This window comes from Kitasatospora dryopteridis, from assembly GCF_050749075.1.
In the GTDB taxonomy this organism is placed as follows: Bacteria; Actinomycetota; Actinomycetes; order Streptomycetales; family Streptomycetaceae; genus Kitasatospora.
Genome location: NZ_CP192749.1, coordinates 6,055,585 through 6,079,393 on the forward strand (window position 1 = coordinate 6,055,585; position 23,809 = coordinate 6,079,393).

The following is a 23,809-nucleotide window of genomic DNA, read 5'->3' on the forward strand; positions in this document are numbered from 1 at the left end:
CCGGTGCTGGGTGAGCGGCAGGACACCACGGCGGCCGACGGGTGGTCCATGGCGCAGCGGGCACGCGTTGCGGCTGCACAAGGGGCGGCGGGTCGCGTTGTGACGTCGACCAGTGCTGCTTGCGGCGCTGGCGCACGCTCCGGGGACCGGGAAGAGTGCAATGGCGGGTCGTCACTCAGGGGCGCGGGGAACTGCGCAATCCGGATGCGGGTCGTCGTGCAGATCAGGGCTTGACCCGTGCAGTTGTGACGGCCACATCCGGATTGCGCAGTTCCCCGCGCCCCTTGGGATAACCCCGTGCCCCTGGGGGTGAGCCCGCCGCTAGGCGGCGAGCAGGCGGTGGGCGTCGAGAGCGAGGGAGAGTTCGACCACGTTGCGCGGGTCGTTGAGGCTGCGGCCGCTCAACTGCTCGTAGCGGCGCAGCCGGTTGAGCACGGTGTTGCGGTGGCAGAAGAGCCTGCTGCCGGCCCGCTGGGCGGAGCCGGCGCTGTCCAGCCAGACCGAGAGCGTGGTGAGCATCGACTCGCGGTCCTGGTAGTCGAGTTCGAGGACGGGGCCGAGTGCGCGCTCGACCAGGGCGGCGCCGAAGTCCGGCAGCGAGACGACCAGGGCGGCGGGCAGCCGATCGTTCAGCAGTGCCACGTCGCCGTCGGCGGTGCAGGTGCGCAGGGCGATGTCGGCGGCACGGCGGGCGGTGCCGAGCTCGGCGAGCTCCTCCACGACCGGGCCGATCCCGACCCGGGTGCCGCGGCGGCGGCCCAGGCAGTCGGCGACGTCGGCGGGGTCGGCGTCGCCGAGCAGGACGAGGGCGTGCTCGCCCTCGGAGCCGCGGTGCCGGACGATCCGGACGCCGGGCGGCGGGTCGGCGGGCGTCGCGGCGGCCTCGGCCGGGTGCCGGGGAGGCCCGGCCGGGCCGGCCAGCGCGGCCACCACGTAGCGGCCGCGTTCGGGCAGGTCGAGGGCGGCGGCGGCGGTGGGCAGGTCGCTGATCCGGGTGGTGCCGTCGAGCAGCGACTGCACCAGGGCACGGGCGCGTTCCCGGTGCTCGCGGGCGGTCTGGCTCTCGACCAGGCGGTAGGCCTGGGTGATCAGGTCGGAGTGCTCGTCGACGAAGCTCCAGATGCCGGCGGCGCTGTGCAGCAGCAGGTGGGCGCGGTCGGGTTCGCGGCGGGTGGCGGTGTCCACGAGTCGGCGCCAGACCAGGGCGCCGCCGAGCCGGAAGGCGTGCAGCAGGGCGTCCAGCGGGAGTTCGCGCTGGGCGCGGCGGGCGCCGATCTGCCAGGAGGAGAGCCGGGCGGCCTCCCAGGTGCCGGCCGGGTCGACCAGGGTGTGCACCGAGCTCTCCAGTGAGGAGCGCACCTCCAGGCGGAGCTCCTCGGGGCCCATGGTGGCGGGGTACGCGGGCTCCCGTTCCCGGATCATGGCGACCAGTTCGCGGGCCAGGCCGTCGACGTCGCGCAGCAGGTACTGCGCGGTGCGGCGCAGCAGCTGTTCGGCCTCGGTGTCGGCCCGGGACCGTACCGGTCGCCGGGCGGGCGGTTCGTCGGGCAGGCCGCGCAGCCGGTACGTGGGGACCGGGCCAGTCGGTGCGGCGGCGGGCGGAGCCAGGGCGGGTGGTCTCACGAGCGCTCCCTCGTCGGCTTAACTAGCGCTGCTAGTCAATGGCATCCGGTCGGCCCGCACAAGAAATCCTCGCCGTGCCCGGCCACCGCTGCCCGAATCGTGACCCCCTGCTGTCCGGGACGTGACCGGTGGCGGCCCGCCGCGCCCGCCGGGCGGCATCCCCGGCCGGGGTACCCCGACCGGCCTACGGGCCGCATGCCGGGCGTGAAGTGCGATGGTATGACTCGTTCTGTCCCCTGTCCGGCTCGGACGGCCTGGGACGGGCGGTGCGGGGGCGCCGCCGTGGACCGACAGCCCGCCGGCCGACCGGCGCAGGGCTGGGACGGGAGTGCCATGGACGACTACCCGCTGCTCAACCTCTTCTGGACGATGCTCGAGCTCTTCGTCTTCATCCTCTGGTTCTTCCTGCTCTTCAAGATCATCACTGACATCTTCCGCAGTGACGACATGGGAGGCTGGGGCAAGGCAGGCTGGACGATCTTCGTGATCCTGCTGCCGCTCATCGGCGTGCTGGTCTACCTGATCGCCCGTGGCAGTTCGATGGCCCAGCGCGACGTGGACCAGATGCGGAAGACCGACGAGGCGTTCCAGGCGTACGTCCGCCAGGCCGCCGCCGAGGGCGGCGGAGGTACGGGCGGGAGCCATGCGGACCAGCTCGCCAAGCTCGCCGAACTGAAGAACACCGGAGCCATCTCCGACGACGAATTCCAGAAGGCCAAGGCCAAACTCCTGGCCTGACCGGAGCCCCCGCTCCGACGGCGGCGCACCGGCCACCCCTTCGAAGGGCCGGCCGGTGCGCCGCTACAGCGCGATCACGGCCTCCACCAGCGTCCCGCCGGCCGTCCGCAGCACCGTGGTGTCCACCGCGAACGCGTCGACCAGATCCAGCCCGCGCCCGAACGCCGCGTCCACGTCGGCCGGCTCGCACCGCGGGGTGGGCCGCTCGCGCCAGCGCCCGGTGTCCCGCACCCGCACCGTCAGCGCCGTGTCGCAGACCTCGAAGAGCACCGACACGTCCGGGCTGCCGCTGTGCAGCACCACATTGGTGGCCAGCTCGGTCACGATCACCGACAGTGCCTCGGCCACGTCCGGGGAGAGCCGGCGGCTGCGCACCAGGGCCCGCGCCGTCCGCCGCAGCTGCGGCACCGACTCCGGCACGGCGGGCAGCGTCACCGCCGCCGTCAGTCGGCGTCCGGACCGGGGCGGCGCATCCGTGCACACGGGCGGCACGGCAACGGGTCTGGGAGAGGTCGAGTTCCTCACGCGGGGCTCCTGCCTGCACGGCGGCGGCATCGGCGGCGGCCCCCGCCGACCCACGGGCCTCGAGGACTTGACCCGGACCACGCTGCCCGCCCACCACGATGACGGCAATCAGTGGAGACTGAAGTACGGATACGCAAAGAAAGCCGGACCGGGCAGTGAACAGCAGTGGGGTGGACGGTGTGGACGAACTGAACGAGACGGGCCTGCGGCGCGCACTGGAACGGGCCTGGTCGACGGGGCCGGGCGGCGGGCCCGTCCTGCTGCTCGTCGAGGGGGAGGCCGGCACCGGGAAGAGCCGGCTCCTCGCCCGGCTCACCGACCGCCTCCCGGAGCCCGCCCGCACCGACCCGTCCGCCGCCGGCCAGGACGGCCCCGTCCTGCTCGTCGTCGAGGACGTCCACCGCGCCGCCCCCGACGACCTCGCGGCCCTGCGCACCCTGCTCGCCGCACCGCCGCCCCGCCTCGCCTGCATACTCAGCCTCCGGCCCGAGGAACTCCCCGAGCCGGGCCTCCCGCTCGGCGCCGCCACCGAGTACCCGGCCGGGCTCACCGTCCTGCGGCACGTGCTCGGACCGCTGGGCGTCGAGGACGTCCGGCGGGCGGCCGCCGCCGCACTCGGGCCCGACCGCTGCCCGCCCGGGGCCGCCGAACGACTGCACCGTGCCACCGGCGGCATCGCCCAGGTCGTCGCCGACCTGCTCGCCCCGCTCGCCGACCGCCGCGCCCCGCTCCCCGCCGACCTCGCACCCCCGCCCCGGCTCGCCGCCCTGGCGCTGCGCCGCACCACGGCCCTGCCGCCGCAGCACCGCCCGGTCGTCCACGCCGCCGCCGTCCTCGACGAACCCGCCACCGCCGCCGACCTCGCCGAGGTCGCCGGCCTCGCCCCCGAGGCCGGCCGCACCGCCCTGCAGGCCGCCCTGGCGGCCGCCGCCCTGCACGACCACGGCGACGGCCGGTACGGCTTCAGGGTGCCGCTCGCCGCCGCCGCCGTCCTCGACGCACTCACCGGGCCGCTCCGCGAGGACCTGCACACCCGGGCCGCCGCGCTGCTCGTCCGCCGGCAGCCCGTGCCCTGGGAGCGGGTGGCCGGACACCGCCGCGCCGGCGGCCAGGTGCGCGGCTGGCTGCACGCCGTCGAACGCGCCGCCCAGCACCACGCCGACACCGGCGACCTCGAGCGCGCCGTCGCCCTGCTGGAGTCCGCACTCGCCACCGGGCCGGTGCCCGAGCACGCCCGCTCCCGCCTGGTCGCCCTGCTCGCCCGCTCCGCCGTCATGGGCCTGCGCTCCGACCGGACACTCGAGGTGCTCCAGCACATCGTCGCCGACGACGGCATCGCACCCTCCCTGCGCGGCGAGATCCGGCTCGACCTCGGGCTGCTGCTCTGCAACCAGATGGGACGCTGCATCGACGGACAGGTCGAGCTCGAGCGGTCCGTCGGCGAACTCCAGGAGCAGCCCGTCCTCCTCGCCCGCGCGATGTCCGCCCTCTCCATGCCGTACTGGCCGGGCGCCCCGCTCGCCGAGAACGTCGCCTGGATCGAACGCGCCCTCGACGTCTCCGAGCAGATCGGCGACCCGGTCGTCCGGGCCGCGGTCGCCGCCAACCGGGTCAGCGTGCTGCTCAACATCGGCGACCCCGGCGCCTGGCCGCTCGTCGACGCGCTGCCCCGGGACGGCGAACCCGTCGCCGTCCGGCAGCAGGCCGCCCGCGGCCTGTGCAACGCCGCCGACGCGGCCGTCTGGATCGGCCACTACGACCGCTCCCGCGCCCTGCTCGGCGAGGGCGTCGCGCTGGCCGCCCGCAGCGGCGCCTCCTACGCCGAGCAGACCGGCCGGGGCTGCACCCTCGTCCTCGACTGGGCCACCGGCCGCTGGGCCGGACTCGCCGGCCGGGCCGGCGCCCTGGTCTCCGAGGCCGGCGACATGCCCTTCATCGCCTCCGACGCCCGACTCGTCCTCGGCCTGCTCGCCCTCGCCCGCGGCGCCTGGGCCGAGACCGAGGAGTACCTCTCCGGCCCGGACGCCCCCGACCGCGACCACGGGCCCGTCCCGCTCTCCGCCGCCGCCTCCGGCGCACTGATCCGCCTCGCCCTCGCCCGCGAGGACGTGCCCGCCGCGGCCGCCGAGGCCGCCCTCGCCTGGGACCGGCTGCGCGCCAAGGGCGTCTGGGCCTGGGCCGCCGAACTCGCCCCCTGGGCCGTCGAGGCCACCGCCCGGGCCGGAGCCGTCCCCGCCGCCCGTGAGATGGTCGCCGAGTTCGCCGCCGGACTGGACGGACGCGACGCCCCCTCCGCCGACGCCGCCCTGCTCTGGACCGAGGCCGCCCTCGCCGAGACCACCGGCGACCTGCGCACCGCCCGCACCGCGTACGAACGCAGCTCCGCCGCCTACGAGGCACTGCCCCGCCCGTACCACGCGGCCCTCACCGCGGCCGCCGCCGCCCGCTGCACCCTCGCCGGCGGTGGCCAGGGCACCGAGTCCGCGGTCGCGGCGCTCACCGGCTGCGCGGCACGCTTCGAGTCGCTCGGCGCCACCTGGGACGCCGCCCGGACGCGGGCCGACCTGCGCGGCCACCGGCCGCCCGAGGAACGGCGCGGCCCCGGCCGTCCCGGCTACGGCGACCTGCTGTCGCCCCGCGAGGACGAGGTCGCGCAGCTCGCCGCCGCAGGGATGACCAACCGGGAGATCGCTGCCGCCCTCCACCTGTCCCCGCGCACCGTCGAACAGCACGTGGCCAGGGCCATGCAGAAGACCGGCGCGCGCTCCCGCCAGCAGCTCACCGCAGTGCCCAGGACGGCCCCCGCGGATTGATTGCGTATCCGTGGAATCCCGGCCCCGGATTCCGGCCGGGGCCGCACCTGCGGCAGGCTCGCTCCGGGCGGCGCCGCACGTGATCCGGACGGCGCCGCACGGGGGAACGGCGTGACCACGGCCGCCCCGACGTAGGCACGGGAGGTACCGCGGCGGACCACCGCGGCACCTCCCGTTTCGCGTGCCCCGGGTCGCCCCGGGGCACGTCTTCACGTCCCTAGTGGCCTCGGGCGATCCATTCGTCGAGGTGCGGGGCCTCGGTGCCGATGGTGGTGGGGTCGCCGTGGCCGGTGCGGACCACGGTCTCCGGGGGGAGGGCGAGGAGGAGCTCGCGGATCGAGCGGATGATGGTCGGGAAGTCGGAGAAGGAGCGGCCGGTGGCGCCGGGGCCGCCCGCGAAGAGGGTGTCGCCGCTGAACACCGTGCCGAGCCCGGGTGCGTGGAGGCACACGGCGCCGGGGCTGTGGCCGGGGGTGTGCAGCACGGTCAGCTCGGTGCCGGCGACGGTGAGGGTCTGTCCGTCGGCCAGGTCGGCGTCCGGCTTGACGCCCGGGTGGGTCTGCTGCCAGAGCACCGCGTCCTCGGGGTGGAGCAGGACGGGTGCGCCGGTGCGGGCGGCGAGTTCGGGGGCGGCGTTGATGTGGTCGTTGTGCCCGTGGGTGCAGACGATCGCGAGCAGGCGGCGGTCGCCGACCGCGGCGGCGATGGCCGGCGCGTCGTGGGCCGGGTCGACGACCAGGACCTCCTCGTCGTCGCCGATCAGCCAGACGTTGTTGTCGACCTGCCAGGTGCCGCCGTCCAGGGTGAACTCGCCGGAGGTGACCAGGTGTTCGATGCGGGCGGCCATCAGAACAGCACCACCGATCGCAGCACCTCGCCCTTGTGCATCCGCTCGAAGGCCTGCTCGACGCCGTCCAGCGGGATGGTCTCGCTGACGAAGGCGTCGAGGTCGAGGCGGCCCTGCAGGTAGAGGTCGATCAGCATCGGGAAGTCCCGGTCGGGCAGGCAGTCGCCGTACCAGGAGGACTTGAGGGCGCCGCCGCGGCCGAAGACGTCCAGCAGCGGGAGCTCCAGCTTCATCTCGGGGGTGGGCACGCCGACCAGGACGACGGTGCCGGCCAGGTCGCGGGCGTAGAACGCCTGCCGGTACGTCTCGGGGCGGCCGACCGCGTCGATGACCACGTCCGCGCCGTGGCCGCCGGTGAGTTCGCGGATCGCCTCGACCGGGTCGGTGCCGGAGGAGTCGACGGTGTGGGTGGCGCCGAGATCCTTGGCCTTGGCCAGCTTGCGCGCGTCCAGGTCGACGGCGATGATCCGGGCCGCGCCGGCCAGCCGGGCGCCGAGCACGGCCGCATTGCCGACCCCGCCGCAGCCGATCACCGCGACCGAGTCCCCGCGGCCGACCGCGCCGGTGTTGACGGCGGCGCCGAGGCCGGCCATCACGCCGCAGCCGAGCAGGCCCGCCGCGGCGGGGGAGGCGGCCGGGTCGACCTTGGTGCACTGCCCGGCCGCGACCAGGGTCTTCTCGGCGAAGGCGCCGATGCCGAGCGCGGGGGAGAGCTCGGTGCCGTCGGTGAGGGTCATCTTCTGCTTCGCGTTGTGGGTGGCGAAGCAGTACCAGGGCCGGCCGCGCCGACAGGCCCGGCAGTTGCCGCACACCGCACGCCAGTTGAGGATCACGAAGTCGCCCGGCGCGACCTCGGTGACGCCCTCGCCGACGGACTCCACCACACCCGCGGCCTCGTGGCCGAGCAGGAAGGGGAACTCGTCGTTGATGCCGCCCTCCCGGTAGTGCAGGTCGGTGTGGCACACCCCGCACGCCTGGACCTTCACCACCGCCTCGCCGGGCCCCGGGTCGGGCACCACGACGGTGACCACCTCCACCGGCGCACCCTTGGACCGTGCGATCACACCCCGTACCTGCTGGGCCATCAGAGCAGCACTCCCTCGTGCCTCGTCGTGGGCCCGGCCGCCCCGCCGCTCGCACGGCGGGGCGGCCGGGTGTTCTGTGGAGCAATCTATCCGATCTGTCCACATTTCCACGGGAATTGCTGCCGATCCGGAAAGGATCAGAAGGCGGACACCCAGTACGGGGAGACGTTCATCCAGCCGTTGCCGCGGGCGCCGTCCAGCCGGCCCGAGGAGGTCCTGGCGAGGGTGTACCAGGAGTCCACGTAGTCCGGGTCGTCCGTCCACCACTCGGTGGGGATGGCGTCCAGGACGGCGTTCACCAGCGGGATGTACGCGCCCTGGTCGGTGATGGTGAGCAGGACGGCCGCGATGGCCTTCGCCAGCGCCTGGTAGTTGGTGCTGCCGTCCTCCTCCATCAGCACCACGTCGGCGAGGTTGTACTTGTAGTTCGACCAGTTCACCAGGATCTGGTTGGGGCGGTAGACCGTCCCGTCGTAGTCCAGGTACGGCATGTCGACCGGGTCGACCCGCACCTTGCCGTCCAGGCCGAAGCCGGTGACCAGGGCGTACATCTCGGCGCCGCCCTTGAACCACGGCTCCTCGTCGTCGGACACCTCGATCGCGTCGATCTTCGTGCCCCACCAGCCGTTCGCGGCGGCCGACACCGCGGGGCCCGCGGCCGCGGGCGTGCCGCCGAGGGTGCGGCGGAGGATCTCGGCGCCGCCGGCCAGCGCCCGGCTGACGTCGATGTCGACCAGGTAGACCGGCTGCCGGGGCACCTGCGTGGCGTCCAGGGTGTGCGCCCGGCCGCGGCTGTCGTAGGCGGTGAGGGTGGTGGCCCGGTCGCTCGCCGGTGCGGCCGCGACCCACGGGACGGCGCCGGCGTCCAGCGCCGGGCGCATCGAGGCGTCGCCGAGCCGCAGGCGCAGCAGCGGGCCGGTGGCGGCGTCCAGGCCCTTGGCGGCCAGGATGCGGGAGTTGCCCTCGGCGACCGGGGCGGCGAGCTTGCGGCCCGCGTCGGCGGACGCGTGCGCGGTGAGCGCCGACAGGTCGACCTCGGCGCCGCCGCGGGCGGCGGCCCGCAGGCCGTCCCGCCAGGCGGAGTCGCCGAGCGAGGCGGCGACCGCCCGGGCGGTCTCCTCCTCGACGGCCTGGACGGCGGAGTGGGCGCGGGGCTGCTGCGGCGGGGCCCCGGTGCGGGCGCTCGCGGTCTGTGCGGCGGCCCCCAGAACCAGGGCGAGGACGGCGCCGACCGCGCCGACTCTCAGGGTGCTGATGGTGCTCAACGGTCCTCCATGGCTGGGTGTACGGAGTGCGCCCGCCACCCGTCGGCCACGGCAAGTTGACGCTCGTCGGCTTCCGCGTGGGGGCGGTGTTGAGTGAGCCAGGACAGCGAAGCAACCCCGTCGTGCCCGCGTCAAGGCTGCGCGGAGCACTGCTCTGACGAACAGTCAGTGTCGTTGTGGGGGCGCCGGGCGCCGCACGAAGGGGCAGCCGGGAGAGTGTCAGGTCCATCATGCCCGCTCGGAGGGGTCCGGCGGTAGGACCGAGAGCACGCCGGACCGATCTTGTCCGGGGCGGTGCGCACCCCGCACACTCGACGGACCCACCCCTTCCCACGCGCCCGGGCTCCCCTGCGGAGACACCGGCGCGTCCGCCGTGCTGCCCTGACGGCGGGTCGGGCCGAACGGGGTGACGGAACGAGGGGGAACGAATGGACAACGACGCGATCGTGCGCGCCCGGGTGGCACTGCTCGACGTCTACCGGATGAGCCTGGCCCAGCAGGTCGCCGCGCACCGGATCCTGGCCGAGGTCAGCCCGGCCGTCCACCTGCCGAAGCTCTCCCGCGCGTTGGCCCGGTTCAGCTACGAGGCCGAGGCCCGGAATCTGCCCGAGGCCCGACTCCTCCTGCTCGACGAGGCCGTCGCGGCGGCCGAGGCCATGGCCGCCGACGACCCGCGCGGCCCGGAGACCCTGCTTGACGCGCTGGACACCCGCCAGCGGCTGCTGTTCGAGATGGGCCGCCGCGGCGACGGCCTTGTCGACCGGTCCCGGATGGCCGCGATCGAGCGGGCCGAGCCGGGCACGCGCCGCGGTTTCGTCCGCGGCCTGGAGGCCTGGGCGGCCGGCCTCGCCGAGGAGCGACGGCACACGGAGGCCGCCGATGTGTACGCGGAGGCGGTACGGGCGGACCGCGCGGACTCCACCGACTGGTCGAGGATCGCCTGGCACGCCCAGCTCATCGCCGCGGGCCGCCACGACGAGGCGGTCGCCGTGGCTGCCGAACTCGTCGACCGGGCACGGAAGCCGTCCACGCCGGGCCAGGAGAGGCGGCCCCATGTGTTCCACGCGCTGCTCCACCTCGCCCGGACGCTGGACCGGGCCGGCCGTGACACGGAGGCCGACCGGGTACGGGCGGAGGCCGACACCCTCCTGGGCGGACTCGCCGCCGATCAGCCGAGTGAGAGCGCCTCCGCCACGGACGTCGGACTGCTGCTCTCCGTGGACACCGCCGCAGACGAATGCGCCGCCGAGGCCGGCCCCGTGCCGGCGTTCGGCAACCTTCTGTACAGGTGGTCGGCCGATGTCCGGCAGCGCTTCGAGGAGCGCACCGCCGAGCTCGGACGGGAGGTGGACGCCCTGCCGCCCGTGACCGCTGCCGACCCGACGGCGGAACTCGTCGCACTGCACCGCCGCCGCGTAGTACGGCAGGCGGTCCTGGAGGCGGAGCGCCGGTACCGCTTCGTGGAGCACCTGCAGCCCCTTTTCGACCGGGGCGTCGCCCTCGCCCGGGCCCTGCACGCCCACCACCCCGGGCAGGGCGCCGGACCGCTCGCCACCGCTCTCACCGACCGTGCACTGCTGTGGACCGTGGCCGGGCACTACGCCGCCGCGCTCGCCGACTTCCGGCAGGCGCAGGCAGTCTCCGGCTGACGGTCGGGCCGTTCGTCCGGCGTCGGCGGACCGGGCCTCCGGGGCCCGGCCCGGCGGGCGCTCAGTAGAGCGTCGGCACGCCGCCGCCCTCCGTCCAGGTGACGTCCACGCCCGGCAGGCCGCGGGTCCACCGGTCGGCGAGGGCGGCGAGGGTGTCGGCGTCGACCGGGGCGCGGCCGAGGCCGACGGCGAAGCGGGCAGTGGCGGGGCCGGTGGCGAAGGGGCGCGGCCAGGCGTGCGCCTCGGCGGCACCGGCCTCGTCGAGGGCGGCGAGCAGGGAGCGCATCCGGCCGCGGACGAGGCCGAGCACCTCATCGAACTCCGCGGCGCGGGCGGGCTGCACGCCCACCACGGCCCAGGCCGCGTGCCGCCGGTGCAGCGCCGGCGGGGCCGACAGCTCGGGCCGGGCGTCCCGGCCGTCGGCGGCCGCGGCCTCCAGGACCTCCCAGGCCCGGTAGAGCTCCTGGCCGAGCAACTCCCGTCCGCCGGCGGTGACCTGGGCGGTGCAGGAGCGGACGGGGGCCGTCGGGGTGGCGACCGTCACCGGCCCGGCCGGCAGGGCCGGACCGGCGGGCAGGGCCGGACCGGCGGGCGGGCCGACCGGCTCGCGCCAGTCCCAGGCGGCCCAGGTGCCGAAGAAGTGCCGCAGCAGCTCCTCGCCGTCGAGGCCGGGCGCCTCGGTGACCGTCCGGGCGGCCAGCACCGCCCAGGCCAGGCCCGGCAGGCCGCCGAACGGCGCCGAGTCCAGGCCGCGGGCCTTCGCCCAGGCCTTCACCTCCCGGGCGAGCCCGGCGAACGCCGCCCGCCGCGGGCCGACCGCGGCGAGCAGCGCGTCCGCGTCGGAGACGGCGCTCAGCGCGAGTGCCGCGGCCTCGCCGAGCTCGGCGCGCCGCTCCACCGCCTCCGCAGGGTCCAGCGACCCCGTGGGGACGACCACCAGGTCGACGTCCAGGCCGTCGACGGAGAACCGCAGGCCGGGCACCCGCGCCCCGACCACCTGCCGCAGCCGGACGGCCTCCGGCAGCGCGGCCGCCACCCGGGCCTGCACCTCGGCCGGGTCGGGGTCCCCCGGCAGGGCGGCCACCAGGTCGAGGTCGGCGCCGGGCAGCGCGCAGCCCGTCCGCCGCGATCCGGCGAGGTGCACCACGCCCTCGGTGAGCGCCCCGGCGATGCGCCGCGCCGTCCGGTCGGCGAGCGTGTCCGGTGCGGGGGCGTCCGCCGTCGGCGCGGCCTCCGGCAGCCAGCTGATCTCGCCGGTGCCCAGCGCCACGGTGGCACGCGGCCGCATCTGCTCCTCGCCGCGCCGGGACAGCAGCACCAACCGCCCGATCTCGGCCGTGGCCTCGGGCAGCCGTGCGGTGCACTCGGTGACCAGCCCCCGCGGGTCGTCCGTCCGGCCGAGGCTCAGGTGCGGGGTGAAGCCCTCGGAACGGCCCCGGCAGAGCGGGAAGCGCTCCAGCAGTGCCCGGTGGAGTCCGGCCCACCGGCCGGGGTCGCCGGCCGCCGGGTCCAGCCACACGGTGGAGCCGTGCCGGTGCCGGAAGCTGCGCACCCCCGCCAGCCGGGCGGTGAACGGCGCCACCTCGGCGGCCGCCTCCGCGAGCAGCGGCGCGGCCTGCTCGAACTCGGCCTCGGGGACGAAGCCGTACAGCACGTTGACGTGCGGCGGCCAGCGGTGGATCTGCGGGTCGTGCTCGGCGCGGACGGCCTGGATCGGCGGCCACAGCACGTCCGGCGGCAGCCAGGCGAGGGCCGTGCGCACCGTGGGGCGGACGTCGAAGACGCCGTCGGGTGCGGCCCCGCCGGGGCCCAGTTCGACCTCCACACCGTAATGGTCCGACGGACGGAGCCCGTCCGCGGTCGGGCGGTCGCCGAGCAGTACGGCGGAGGCCGCCCGCGGCCCGCCCGGGCGCAGCAGCACCCGGTCCAGCCGGGAGGCCCGGCCGGAGAGCGAGGAGACGGCGGCCAGCGGGTTGGCGCCGGGGTCGAAGGTGGGGGTGTCGTCGTCCGGCCCGTGCACCTGGGACCAGGCGTCGTGCAGCCCGAGGACCGCGGCCGGGCCGTCCGGGCCGCCCCGGCCGTCGTTGAAGTCGCCGACCAGCACCAGATCGCCCTCGACCCCGGCCAGCCCCTCGGCGATCCGGGCCAGTTCGGCCTGCCGGCGGGCGGGGCCGTCCTCGGTGTGGTCACTGGTCAGATGAGTGGCGGCCACCGTGAGCGGGCCCGAGCCGGTGTCGACCACCAGCGCCGCGAGCGCCTTGTGCGGGCCGAGCAGGTGCCGCCCGGCCTCCAGCACGGGCAGCCGGCTGAGCAGCAGCAGCCCGCAGTCGGGGACGTCCCGCCCGCGCGGGTCGGTGCCGAACGTCCACCCCGCCCGCACCCACGGCTCGCGCAGCAGCATCTCGACGAGTGCCGGCTCGACCTCCTGGAGGGCGACGACGTCCGCGTCCGCCCGCTCCAGCGCGGCCAGCAGCAGCGGGCGGCGGCGCGCGGTGTCGATCCGCTCGCCGTCGTAGCGGTCCCACAGGGTGTTCCAGGTGATCACCTTCACACGGCCGTGCCGTGCGGCGGGCGAGGGCGCGGACGCCTCCCCGATCGGCCTCCAGGCGGAGCCGTCCCAGCCGTGCGGGGTGCGGGCGGTGAAGAACGGGGCCCGCAGCCGCCGCCCGTCCCCGGCCCGGCCGGCGGCGGTGCTGTCCAGCCGGTCCACCCCGGCTGCGCGGTCCCACACCGTCTCGCCGTCCGCCTCCACGGACAGCACCCGGTGCCAGGGGACGTCCCCGCCCGGCGCGAAGCCGTCCAGCGGGACGCGCTTCGGGTCGGCGCCGCGCTGCTGGACGACCAGCACGAACCGCGACGGGTCGAACCGGGCGTCCCAGCGGACCCGGTGGTAGATCTCCTCGCTGGTGCGCATCAGGCGTCCTCCCCGCCGATCGTCCCTGCCGTGTCCTCGACGGTGCCGGCCGCCCCCATGTACCAGGTGCGGTGCGCCTCGCCCGGGTACGGCGGCCCGAACCGCCGCAGCTGCGCCGCCAGCACACCCGGCGGCACCGGGTGCGGACGGACTTCGTTGCGGCGGGCCAGCTCGGCCTCCCCGACCAGCAGCACCGCCTGGGTGACCAGGGCGTCGCGGCGCTGCGCCACGCCCTGGACGAGCGAACGCTGCTGCCGGTTGAGCGAGGTGGCGTCCCACACCACCGTGCCGCCGCGGGCGAGCGCGGCGTCCAGCCGGTCCAGGCCCTCGCGCAGCACGTCGCCGTTGGCCCGCTGGTCGGCGCGGTCGCCGCGCTCCTCGCGGAGCCCGTCCAGCGAGACCCGGGCGCTCACCTCGGGCAGCCGGGCCGCGAAGCCGCTCTTGCCGCTGCCGGACGGGCCGACCAGTTGCACCAGCTGAGGGAAGGCGCCGGACCGCCACCGCCAGGACGCCGCCACGGCGTCCTCGACCCCGCTCACCCGGCCGAGCGCGAACGCCTCCCTGGCCTCGGCCCAGCAGCGGTCCGCGGCGTCCGGCCCGAGGCCGGCGAGCGCCTCGCGCAGGCCCGACCGCAGCGGGGCCAGCGGGGCCTCGCCGAGCAGTCCGGCGTCCTCGGCGTGCAGCGCCGACCACTCGGCCTGCTCGCGGGCACCGGCGGCCTCCGCGTCCGCCCGCCCGGTCGTCACGGCGGCGGCGACCGCGTGCAGCACCCCGAGGTCCGCGACCTGTGCCATCCGGACCAGTCCGGCCCGGCGGTCCTCGTCGGGGAAGGGGCGCTGCAGGGCCGGGTGGAGGCCGACCAGGTCGGCGACCCGGCGGGCCAGCGGCATGCCGAGCGGCCCGGCGAGCCCGGCGGCGAGCCGGCCCCGGTTGCCGCCCGCCAGTGCGGCCGCCAGCACCCCGGCCAGCCGGGCGTCGCCCGTCCGGCCGAGCACGTCGAGCCGCGCGGAGACGTCGGCCACCGCCGCCTCGGGGTCCCGTTCTCCGGACTCCGGTTCTCCGGGCTCCCGTTCACCGGGACCGGTCGCCGCGAGCAGCGCGGGCAGGTCGGCCTCCGCACCCGACCGCACCGCCCACAGCGGGGCGGCCGGGCCCAGCCCGTTCGGCACCACGGCGGCGTGCATCCAGTGCGTGTCGGTCTGCACATGGTGCGGCCGCACCCACTTGGCGACCCGCCGGCCGAACTCCTCGCGGGGGAAGCCCTCGGCGGCGCGGACGACGTAGCCCTCCTCGCGCCCGGTGTCCAGGCGCAGCGCCCGCACGGCCCGTTCGTCGAAGACCCCGCGCCACAGCACCCGCGGCACCGGGACGCCCAGCCGCCGCAGGAAGCGGACGGTGTCGTCCCAGCCGAGGCAGCGGTCGGCCGCGTCCCAGACCGAGAAGCCGTAGAACCAGCTGTCCAGGCCGGTGTAGGCGATCGAGTGCCGGGCGAACAGGTTCTCCCCGCACACCCGCCAGCCCGCCGGAATCGTCGGGCCGATCCGCCCCTGCAGACCCTTCACCCACGCCCGCGAGGGGTGGTGCCCGGAGTCCAGCGAGCGGGCGTGCAGCCCGTCGGTGTAGAGCGTGGTGTTCTCGCCGTCCATCTTCTCGGTGACCACGACCTCCCGGCCGTGCAGCCCGGAGAGGTCACCGGCCCGGACGTCGTCCGCCGCGGCACCCGGCGACCAGGGCAGGTGCGGGGTCCGCGGGTAGTGCACGCGCATGGTCCGCTCCTGGTCGGGGTGGTGGGAACCCCGTCACTGTAGGAGGCGGACGCCGACCGATCCATCCGTTTGATTTTGCGTGGGTACCCCCGGCTCCGGACAGGGGAGGGAAACGCATCCCGGTGCGGAGCCGTGGAGCGGCGGAGGCAACTTCGTTGTCGGTGGCGCCGGGTAGGGTGAACCTGCCGGACTGGATCCTGGAGGGGCGGGTGATCCGTGCGTACAAGTTCCTCATCAGGCCCACGGTGGGCCAGGAACAGGCGCTGTCGGCGATGCTGCGAGACCACTGCACGCTCTACAACGCCGCCCTCCAGGAGCGGCGTGACGCCTGGCGGCACGTCTCCAGGACGACCGTCCGATACGGGCAGCAGTCCGGCCAGTTGAAGGAGATCCGGGCGTTCGACCCGGACCAGGCCCGCTGGTCGTTCAGCTCGCAGCAGGCCACCCTGCGGCGTCTCGACAAAGCGTTCGCCGGCTTCTTCCGCCGGGTCAGGGCCGGTGAGAAGCCCGGCTATCCGCGTTTCCGGTCATCCGCGCGGTTCGACACGGTGGAGTGGCCGAAGGACGGCGACGGCTGCCGCTGGGATGCTACCCCGCACGACCCCGTCACCCGCGTCCGGCTCCAAGGTGTCGGCCATGTCAAGGTGCACCAACACCGGCCCGTGGTCGGCAAGGTCAAGACGATCAGCATCAAGCGGGAAGGCCGCCGCTGGTACGTCGTCCTCACCGCCGACCAGGCCCAGCCCGAACCGCTTGCGGCGACGGGCAGCACGGTCGGCATCGACATGGGCATTGCCAACTTCCTCGCCGACTCCAATGGCGCGTTCGTCGAGAATCCTCGCCACGGCCGGAGGGCCGCCGCCGCGGTGGAGAAGGCGCAGCAGGTGCTGTCTCGGTGCAAGCGCGGCAGCAAACGCCGCCGTAAGGCCGTGGAGAGTGTGGCCCGGCTACACCGGAAGGTCCGCCGCCAACGGCTGGACCATGCGCACAAGACCGCGTTCGCGCTGGTGCGTGAGCACGACTTCATCGCGCACGAAGACCTCAAGATCCGCAACATGCTTCGGTCGCCCGAACCGAAGCCCGACCCCGAGCGGCCGGGTGGCTTCCTGTCCAACGGGGCCGCGAGCAAGGGCGGACTCAACCGTTCGATCTCGGATGCCGGTTGGGGGGTGTTCCTTGCGATCCTCACCGCCAAGGCAGAATGCGCCGGACGGGAAGTGATGGCGGTGGACCCCCGCAACACCTCCCGAAGGTGCCCGGAATGTGGGCACACCGCCGTGGAGAACCGGCCCACGCAGGAGTCTTTCCACTGTGTTGGCTGTGGCCACCGGGCGCACGCCGACACGGTGGGAGCCGTCAACGTTCTACGGGCCGGGCTGGTCCGTCGCGAGGCCCACCCGGGCTAGCGAGAAGCCCCCGGCTTCAACCGGGGGAGGAGTCACGAACTCGGCGTGGCCCTGCCCTGCGCGCCCTTGCCGAAGGCCCCCACCCAGATCTTGGCATTGGTCAGCGCCTGGGTCTTCGAGCCGTCGGAGGTGGCCAGGGCCGACAACCGTCCGGCGTCGCCGTCGGCCATCCGCCAGAGCGCCTTCTGCACCACCTCCAGGTTCTCCGAGGACGGGTATCCCGCCACCTGCAGCGCAGTGTGGTCGACGTAGTCGTTGGCGTACTCCACGTCCGGGTTGGAGGGGAGGGCCAGGTAGACCACGACCACCGCGAGGGTGAGCACCGCCGCGAACAGGGCACTCGTGCGGTTCGGGGTCATCGGCGGACTCCCGGATGTGTCGATCATGCGGACGGTCCGCGACACCCTAGCGCCCGAGAAACCCCAGGCCGGCGGCCGCCCCGGCGCCCCTACGAGGTGCCCAACTGCCTTCGGTGACCCGCCTGTGCGGGGGCCGGGTCGGCGGGGGCCGTGCGGTGGGGGAGGGCCAGGGCGAGGGCGGTGCCTGCTGTGCCGGTGAGGGCGAGGAGGGTGAGGGACGGGCCCAGGGCGTTCTCCAGGGCGGGGCCGGCCGGGTGAGGGGTGCCGGCGAAGAGGGCGAGGGCGGTGGTGGCGGTGGCCACGCCGAGGGCGGGGCCGGTGTTCATGGCGGTCTGCTGGAGTCCGCCCGCCACCCCGGCGTGGGCGGTGGCGGCCCGGCGGACGACCACCGCCGTCGCGGCGACCATCACCGTGCCGAACCCGGCTCCCATCAGCAGGAATCCGGCGCCGGTGGACAGCACCCCGGCCGTCCGGTCCAGCCGCGAGAGCACCAGGACACTGGCGGTGAGCAGGGCCGTGGCCGAGGCAACGGTCCGCCGCGGCCCGTACCGCTTCAGCAGCACGGGGGCGAGCGGTGCGGCGAGCACCATGGCGGCGGCCAACGGCAGCCCACGCAGGCCGGCCGAGAACGGATCCAGCGCCAGGACGTCCTGCAGGTACCAACTGGCGAGGAAGAGCGCGCCGAACATGGTCGCCGAGGCGGCGACCAGGACGCCGAGCGAGGCGGCCACGGCCCGGGAGCCGACCAGGTCCGGCGGCACCAGCGGGCTTGCGGCACGCCGCTCGTGCCGAACGAAGGCGGCACCGGCGGCCGTGGCGGCGAGGGCGCCGAGGACGGCGGATGCCGTCCAGCCGGTCTCCGGCAGGGTGACCAGGGTGTGCACCAGGCAGGCCAGGGCCGTGCCGAGCAGTGCCGCGCCGACCGGGTCGAGCCGTACGGGCGCGGGGGCTGCGCCCGGGGAGGGTGCCGGGGATGTGCCGCGGCGGCCGAGGGCCAGCACACCGATCACCAGTGCGGGAAGGATGTTGAGGGCGAACACGGCCCGCCAGCCGAGTGCGGTGACCAGGGCCCCGCCGACGACCGGGCCGGCTGCTGCGGCGGCGCCGATGGCGCTGGTCCGGATCGCGACGGCCGAGGCGAGCCGGTCCGGGGGGTAGGCGGCGCGGAGCATGCCGAGGGTGGCGGGCTGAAGGAGGGCGCCGAAGACGCCCTGGACGATCCGCAGGGCGATCACCCAGCCGATCCCGGGGGCGATCCCGATGCCGGCCGAGGCCGCGCCGAAGCCGAGCGTGCCGACGGCGAGCACCCGTTGGTGGCCGTACCGGTCGCCGAGCCGCCCGGCCAGGACCAGCAGGCTCGCCACGGCGATGAGGTAGCCGGTGCTGGTCCACTGCACCTGGGCGAAGTCGGCGTGCAGGTCGCGCTGCAGGGCGGGTTGGGCGACGGTCAGCACGGTGCCGTCCAGCGCGACGAGGACGGCGCCGGTGATGCTCGCGGCCAGGGTGAGCCGCGGGGAGGGGCTCACGGCTGCACCGTGCCGAGGTGGGCGTCGAGTGCGGCGCGCAGCAGCAGTTCGACGTCCTCCGTGCCGGCGGCGAGCTGCAGGCTTCCCCAGGACCAGAGTTGGGCGATGCCGTGCAGGTTGGCCCAGAGCGCCGCGGCGGCGACCGCGGGTTCGGTGCCGCCGTGCGGGCGGGCCCGGGAGACGAGGTCCACCAGTACCTCGAAGAGCGGCAGGCTGGTCTCCCGGAGGCCCAGCCGGTTGCTCTCCAGCAGGTCGTGACGGAACATCAGCTCGAACATTCCGCGTTCGGTGCGGGCGAACTCGAGGTAGGCCCGGCCGAGGGCGGTGAGCCGCTCCCTCGGGTCCTGTGGCCCGTCGGCGACGGCTGCGGCGGCGCGGGCGCCCAGCGCGGCGAAGCCCCGCCGGGCGATCGCGGACAGCAGTTCCAGATGGGTGGGGAAGTATCGGCGCGGTGCGCCGTGCGAGACCCCGGCCCGGCGGGCGATCTCCCGCAGGGTCAGCGCCTGCACCCCCTCGCGGGCCAGCAGTTCGACACCGGTTTCGACCAGCCGGGCCCGCAGCCCGGCATCCTCGTCATTCATGTAGACAGTGTCTACAGGAGGGGGGTAGACACTGTCTACTCGACTTCGGAATGGGAACGCTCCCTCACGTCAGATCGAAATCGCCTTCGCTGCATGCCTCTTGACGTGCTCCAGGCGGTGCTGGCTTGATAGCTCTGGGAGCGCTCCCACTCATTCGCCGCGCCCCACCGACCCCCGTCCCCGCCGAGGAAGGCCCCACCCGTGCCTCCTGCCACCGCCGCCCGCCGGCTGCCGCGCCGCGCGGCAGCCGCCCTGACCGGGCTCGCCCTGGCCGCCGGCGCGCTGACCGCCGCCGGTCTCGCAGCCGCCCCCGCGACAGCCGTCCCGGCGGCCGCCGCAGCCGCCGACACGCCCGTCCGGGTCAACCAGCTCGGCTACCTCCCGGACGGCCCCAAGCGGGCCACCGTCGTCAGCTCGGCCACCGCCCCGCTCGCCTGGCAGCTGCGCAACGCCGCCGGGACGGCCGTCGCCTCCGGCGCCACCACGGTGCACGGCGCCGACGCCGCGTCCGGTGAAGCCACCCACCTGGTCGACTTCACCGCTTACAGCACCGCCGGCACCGGCTACACCCTGGTCGTCGACGGTCGCGCGAGCCACCCCTTCGACATCTCCGCGGCGCTCTACGACGGCCTGCGCTCCGACTCGATGGCCTTCTTCTACCAGCAGCGCAGCGGCATCGCGATCGACGCCGCCCTGGCCGGCGCCGCCTACGCGCACCCGGCCGGCCACCTCGGCGTCGCGCCCAACAAGGGCGACACCTCGGTGCCCTGCCAGGCCGGGGTCTGCGACTACAGCCTGGACGTCCGCGGCGGCTGGTACGACGCCGGCGACCAGGGCAAGTACGTGGTCAACGGCGGCATCGCCACCTGGCAGCTGGTCAACTCCTTCGAGCGCGCCCGCCGGGCCGGCGCCGACGCCGCCCTCGGCGACTCCACCCTGAAGGTGCCCGAGCGCGGCAACGGCGTCCCCGACGTGCTCGACGAGGCCCGCTGGGAGCTCGACTTCCTGATGCGGATGCAGGTGCCGGCCGGGAAGCCGATGGCCGGCATGGCCTTCCACAAGATCCACGACGCCCAGTGGACCGGCCTTCCCACCCGCCCCGAACTCGACTCCCAGCAGCGCGAACTGCACAAGCCGTCCACCGCAGCCACGCTCAACCTGGCTGCCACCGCCGCCCAGTGCGCCCGCGTCTACGCCCCGTACGACGCCGCGTTCGCCGCCCGCTGCCTCGATGCGGCCCGCCGCGCCTGGACGGCCGCCAAGGCCAACCCCAACGTGCTGGCCCCCGGCACCGACAGCACCGGCGGCGGCGCCTACGACGACAAGGACGTCTCCGACGAGTTCTACTGGGCCGCCGCCGAACTCCTCGCCACCACCGGCGAGTCGCAGTACCGCGACGCCGTCACCTCCTCCGTCCAGCACGCCGCACCCGCCGACGCCTTCTGGTGGGGCGGCACCGCCACCCTCGGCCGGATCACCCTGGCGACCGTCCCCGGTGTCGCGCTGCCCGCCGACGACCTCGCCCGGCTCCGCGGCCGGCTGACCGCCGCCGCCGACGGCCACCTCGCCACCATGGCCGGCCAGGGCTACGCCGTCCCGATCGCCGCCGACGGCTACGTCTGGGGCTCCAACAGCTCCGTCGCCAACAACGCCGTGGTCATGGCCGTCGCGTACGAGCTCACCGGCCAGCAGCGGTACCGCGCAGGGGCGCTGGAGTCGCTGGACTACCTGCTCGGCCGCAACGCGCTCGACCGCTCCTACGTCACCGGCTACGGAGAGAACGCCTCCGAGAACCAGCACCACCGCTTCTGGGCCCGCCAGAACGACGCCTCGCTGCCGCACCCGCCCGCCGGGTCTTTCGCCGGCGGCCCCAACTCCGGCCTGCAGGACCCGATCGCCGTCGAGAAGCTGACCGGCTGCGCCCCCGCCGCCTGCTACGTCGACGACATCGGCTCGTACTCCACCAACGAGGTCGCGATCAACTGGAACGCCCCGCTGGCCTGGCTGGCCGCCTTCGCCGCCGAGCGCAAGGGCGACGACCCGCAGCCGGTGACGCCCGCGGTGCAGGTCGCCCCGGCGTCGGTCACCGTGCCCGAGGGCGGCACCGCCGCCGTTGCCGTCCGCCTCTCGGCCGCGCCCGCGCAGAACGTCACCGTCACCGTCGCCCGCACCTCCGGCGACACCGACCTGACCGCCGCCGCCTCGCTGGTGTTCACGCCCGCCAACTGGTCCACCGCGCAGCAGGTCACCGTCGCCGCCGCCCAGGACGCCGACACCGTGGGCGGTGCCGCCGCCTTCACCGTCGGCGGCACCGGCGTGGAGGCCGCGTCCTTCACCGCCACCGAGGCCGACGACGACACCGCGCCGCCGACCGCGGCCTGCACCGTCGCCTACAAGGTGGACAACGCCTGGGGCACCGGCTTCACCGCCACCGTGACCGTCAAGAACACCGGCACCACCCAGGTCACCGGCTGGACCCTCGGCTGGACGTACCCCGGCAACCAGAAGATCACCAACGCCTGGAACGCCACCGTGACCCAGACCGGCGCCGCCGTCACCGCCAAGGACGCCGGCTGGAACGGCACCCTCGCCCCCGGCGCGAGTGCAGCCTTCGGCTTCCAGGGCACCTACTCCGGCAGCAACCCCGTTCCGACCGCCTTCACCCTGAACGGAGCCGCCTGCAGCTGACCCTGCCGTACCGAGCAGCCGTGCGGGGCGCCCTTCCGGCGCCCCGCACGGTGCTGCGCCGTGGTTCCCCGACCAGCACTGTCGGTGCCGGCCGCTACCGTGCGGACATGCCCGAGCCTCCCCAGACCGCCGTGCCGGGCCTGCTCCGTCTTGCGGACTGGCTCGACGCGGACGCCTGCGCCGCGCTGCTGGCGCGGATCGACGCCGGGCCGTGGTCCGCGGAGCTCAGGCGGCGGGTGCAGCACTACGGCCACCGGTACGACTACGGCCGCCGCACCGTGGCCGCGGCCGGCGCCGCGACCGCACCGCCGCTGCCCGGCTGGGCGCTGGACCTCGCCGGACGGCTGGCCGCGGAGGGCCTGATGCCCGGCCCCGCCGAGCAGGTGATCGTCAACGAGTACCGGCCCGGCCAGGGCATCTCCGCACATGTGGACTGCGTGCCCTGCTTCGGCCCGGTGGTCGCCTCGCTCTCCCTGGGTTCGGCCTGCGTCATGGACTTCACCGAGCCGGAGACTGGCCGGAAGGTGCCGGTGCCGCTTGCACCCGGCAGCCTCACCGTGCTCGCCGGCCCCGCCCGCCACGTCTGGCGCCACGCCATCGCCGCCCGCAGGAGCGATCCGGGCCCGGGCGGCCGGGTGCCGCGCGGTCGGCGGGTGTCGGTGACCTTCCGCACCCTCGCCGACCGTCGACCCTGACGGACCGATGTGCTGCCAATTCGGCCCGATTCCGTGCGAAACGGCGGAATCCCGGTGGGCCGGCACGCGCCCGGCCTACCATGTCGGCCACAACTGCGCGGGAAGCGTGAGGAATTCACGCCGATCTCGCGAACGGCAGTACCGGGACACCCCGACGTGGTGGAGGTGATGACGGATGACCGACATGGACCGGCTGCAGGTCCTCCTCGAAGAGCTCGGCGACTACCAGCGATCCGTGGACGGCGGCGTGCCGCTGGCGCAGGCGAGGCGACCGATGCTCGCCCGCCTCGCCGAGGCGCAGGTCCTCCTCCCGCCCGGGAACGAGCGGGTCTGGACGGGCCTCCGCTGGTGGATCATGCACGCCTGGGCCGACGCCCACCAGTGCGGCGGCGACGAGTTCTCCGAGCCCTGGCGCCAGTTCCTCGCCGACGTCAACGACGTCCTCGGCCCCGCCCCCGACGCCGCCTGAAGGGTGCCGAGCACGGTCGGCGACGTGGCGGTGCGGGAAGCTTTCGGGAGCGGCCGGTGCTGTCACCTGTCGTCACCCGTTCGCCTCCGGGCCCTCCCGACCCGGCGCCTCGGGGGCACCAACGCACCTGAGCAAGGACCGGCATGACCACCTCGTACGACACCCACCCGCTGGACAACCCGGTGCGCTCGGCGCTGGACGGGCCGCATGCCCGTTTCGCCGGGCGGCGCGGGCGGGTGCTGCACTATCCGGCGGACGTCACGCCGTTCCTCGGCCTGCCGCAGGTTCCGGAGGCCGCGGACTGGGCGGCGGCCGCCGCGGTCGTCGGGCCCGGCGGGCACGTGGTGACGGCGGGGGTGTCCGCGCCGCCGCCGGAGGACTGGCGGGTGACCTTCCGCGTCGAGGGCATCCAGCTGGTGGACGCCGGAGTGGCGGCCGCACCCGACCCGGAGGCCGTCCGGCTCGGCCCCGCGGACGTGCCCGAGATGCTCGCCCTGGTGGAGCGGACGCGTCCCGGCCCGTTCCTGCCGCGGACGGTCGAGCTCGGCACGTACCTCGGCATCCGCGTCGGCGGCGCGCTGGTCGCGATGGCGGGGGAGAGGTTCCACCCGCCGGGCCACACCGAGATCAGCGCGGTGTGCACGGACGACGGCCACCGCGGCCGCGGCCTCGCCACCCGGCTGGTGCACGCGGTGGCCGCCGGCATCCGGGCCCGTGGCGAGGTGCCGTTCCTGCACGTCGCGGAGGACAACACCGGGGCGGTCCGGCTGTACGAGTCGCTGGGCTTCCGTGCCCGCCGCACCGTCACCTTCGCGGGCGCCGTCGTCCCGCAGCCGGGGGCGGCGGGCTGACCGGCCCGC

18 protein-coding genes are annotated in these 23,809 nt (G+C 75.3%); 8 read left to right on the top strand and 10 right to left on the bottom strand.

All coding sequences use genetic code 11. The features are described 5' to 3' along the window. Positions 1-321: 321 nt before the first annotated feature. Positions 322-1,623 (bottom strand): PucR family transcriptional regulator, encoded by a 1,302-nt coding sequence (locus ACQ614_RS27305; RefSeq protein ID WP_431681385.1) that lies wholly within the window; start codon positions 1,621-1,623, stop codon positions 322-324. A 333-nt stretch (positions 1,624-1,956) separates the two neighbouring features. Between ACQ614_RS27305 and ACQ614_RS27310 the strand changes: the two genes are divergently transcribed. Further along, positions 1,957-2,361: an SHOCT domain-containing protein gene (locus tag ACQ614_RS27310; RefSeq protein WP_431681386.1), complete on the top strand. Its 405-nt coding sequence runs from the start codon at positions 1,957-1,959 to the stop codon at positions 2,359-2,361. A 63-nt stretch (positions 2,362-2,424) separates the two neighbouring features. On the opposite strand, the gene ACQ614_RS27315 is transcribed toward ACQ614_RS27310, so the two are convergent. After that, positions 2,425-2,796, bottom strand: a complete 372-nt coding sequence (locus ACQ614_RS27315; RefSeq protein ID WP_431681387.1) for an ATP-binding protein — start codon at positions 2,794-2,796, stop codon at positions 2,425-2,427. Positions 2,797-3,065: 269 nt separating this feature from the next. On the opposite strand from ACQ614_RS27315, the gene ACQ614_RS27320 reads away from it, so the two are divergent. Beyond that, a complete protein-coding gene (locus tag ACQ614_RS27320) occupies positions 3,066-5,699 on the top strand; it encodes a LuxR C-terminal-related transcriptional regulator (protein WP_431681388.1) in 2,634 nt (877 codons plus the stop codon). A gap of 217 nt (positions 5,700-5,916) precedes the next feature. Here the strand turns inward: ACQ614_RS27320 and ACQ614_RS27325 are convergent, their stop codons facing one another. From ACQ614_RS27325 to ACQ614_RS27335, 3 genes are all read right to left on the bottom strand, one after another. Then, positions 5,917-6,546 (bottom strand): MBL fold metallo-hydrolase, encoded by a 630-nt coding sequence (locus tag ACQ614_RS27325; protein ID WP_431681389.1) that lies wholly within the window; start codon positions 6,544-6,546, stop codon positions 5,917-5,919. Continuing rightward, positions 6,546-7,631, bottom strand: coding sequence for an S-(hydroxymethyl)mycothiol dehydrogenase (locus tag ACQ614_RS27330; RefSeq protein ID WP_431681390.1), 1,086 nt, complete (start codon positions 7,629-7,631; stop codon positions 6,546-6,548). The genes ACQ614_RS27325 and ACQ614_RS27330 overlap by 1 nt, the downstream gene beginning before the upstream one ends. 137 nt (positions 7,632-7,768) lie before the next feature. Continuing rightward, a complete protein-coding gene (locus ACQ614_RS27335; RefSeq protein WP_431681391.1) occupies positions 7,769-8,896 on the bottom strand; it encodes a DUF3103 family protein in 1,128 nt (375 codons plus the stop codon). 428 nt (positions 8,897-9,324) lie between these two features. Here ACQ614_RS27335 and ACQ614_RS27340 point away from each other — a divergent pair, with 428 nt between their 5' ends. Then, positions 9,325-10,545 carry a hypothetical protein gene (locus tag ACQ614_RS27340; RefSeq protein WP_431681392.1) on the top strand — a complete coding sequence of 407 codons (1,221 nt, stop codon included), beginning with the start codon at positions 9,325-9,327 and terminating at the stop codon, positions 10,543-10,545. 61 nt (positions 10,546-10,606) lie between these two features. Here the strand turns inward: ACQ614_RS27340 and ACQ614_RS27345 are convergent, their stop codons facing one another. Next, on the bottom strand, positions 10,607-13,459 hold the full coding sequence (locus ACQ614_RS27345) for a poly(A) polymerase (RefSeq protein WP_431681393.1): 2,853 nt from the start codon (positions 13,457-13,459) through the stop codon (positions 10,607-10,609). After that, positions 13,459-15,225, bottom strand: coding sequence for an RNA ligase family protein (locus ACQ614_RS27350; protein WP_431681394.1), 1,767 nt, complete (start codon positions 15,223-15,225; stop codon positions 13,459-13,461). The genes ACQ614_RS27345 and ACQ614_RS27350 overlap by 1 nt, the downstream gene beginning before the upstream one ends. A 209-nt stretch (positions 15,226-15,434) precedes the next feature. On the opposite strand from ACQ614_RS27350, the gene ACQ614_RS27355 reads away from it, so the two are divergent. After that, positions 15,435-16,631: an RNA-guided endonuclease InsQ/TnpB family protein gene (locus ACQ614_RS27355; RefSeq protein WP_431684039.1), complete on the top strand. Its 1,197-nt coding sequence runs from the start codon at positions 15,435-15,437 to the stop codon at positions 16,629-16,631. 32 nt (positions 16,632-16,663) lie between these two features. Here the strand turns inward: ACQ614_RS27355 and ACQ614_RS27360 are convergent, their stop codons facing one another. The 3 genes from ACQ614_RS27360 to ACQ614_RS27370 form a co-directional block, all read right to left on the bottom strand. Next, a complete protein-coding gene (locus ACQ614_RS27360) occupies positions 16,664-16,990 on the bottom strand; it encodes a hypothetical protein (RefSeq protein ID WP_431681395.1) in 327 nt (108 codons plus the stop codon). An 89-nt stretch (positions 16,991-17,079) separates the two neighbouring features. Continuing rightward, entirely contained in the window at positions 17,080-18,516 is a 1,437-nt protein-coding gene (locus tag ACQ614_RS27365) for an MFS transporter (RefSeq protein ID WP_431681396.1), read from the bottom strand. After that, entirely contained in the window at positions 18,513-19,097 is a 585-nt protein-coding gene (locus ACQ614_RS27370; RefSeq protein WP_431681397.1) for a TetR/AcrR family transcriptional regulator, read from the bottom strand. Before ACQ614_RS27370 ends, ACQ614_RS27365 begins: the two co-directional genes overlap by 4 nt. Before the next feature lie 201 nt (positions 19,098-19,298). Here ACQ614_RS27370 and ACQ614_RS27375 point away from each other — a divergent pair, with 201 nt between their 5' ends. From ACQ614_RS27375 to ACQ614_RS27390, 4 genes are all read left to right on the top strand, one after another. After that, positions 19,299-21,785, top strand: coding sequence for a glycoside hydrolase family 9 protein (locus tag ACQ614_RS27375; RefSeq protein ID WP_431681398.1), 2,487 nt, complete (start codon positions 19,299-19,301; stop codon positions 21,783-21,785). Between the two features lie 107 nt (positions 21,786-21,892). Next, positions 21,893-22,480: an alpha-ketoglutarate-dependent dioxygenase AlkB gene (locus ACQ614_RS27380; RefSeq protein WP_431681400.1), complete on the top strand. Its 588-nt coding sequence runs from the start codon at positions 21,893-21,895 to the stop codon at positions 22,478-22,480. 175 nt (positions 22,481-22,655) lie between these two features. Continuing rightward, the gene (locus ACQ614_RS27385) at positions 22,656-22,949 is read left to right on the top strand and encodes a hypothetical protein (RefSeq protein WP_431681401.1); all 294 of its coding nucleotides are present in this window, start codon (positions 22,656-22,658) and stop codon (positions 22,947-22,949) included. 143 nt (positions 22,950-23,092) lie between these two features. Beyond that, positions 23,093-23,800 carry a GNAT family N-acetyltransferase gene (locus ACQ614_RS27390; RefSeq protein ID WP_431681402.1) on the top strand — a complete coding sequence of 236 codons (708 nt, stop codon included), beginning with the start codon at positions 23,093-23,095 and terminating at the stop codon, positions 23,798-23,800. Positions 23,801-23,809: the final 9 nt, after the last annotated feature.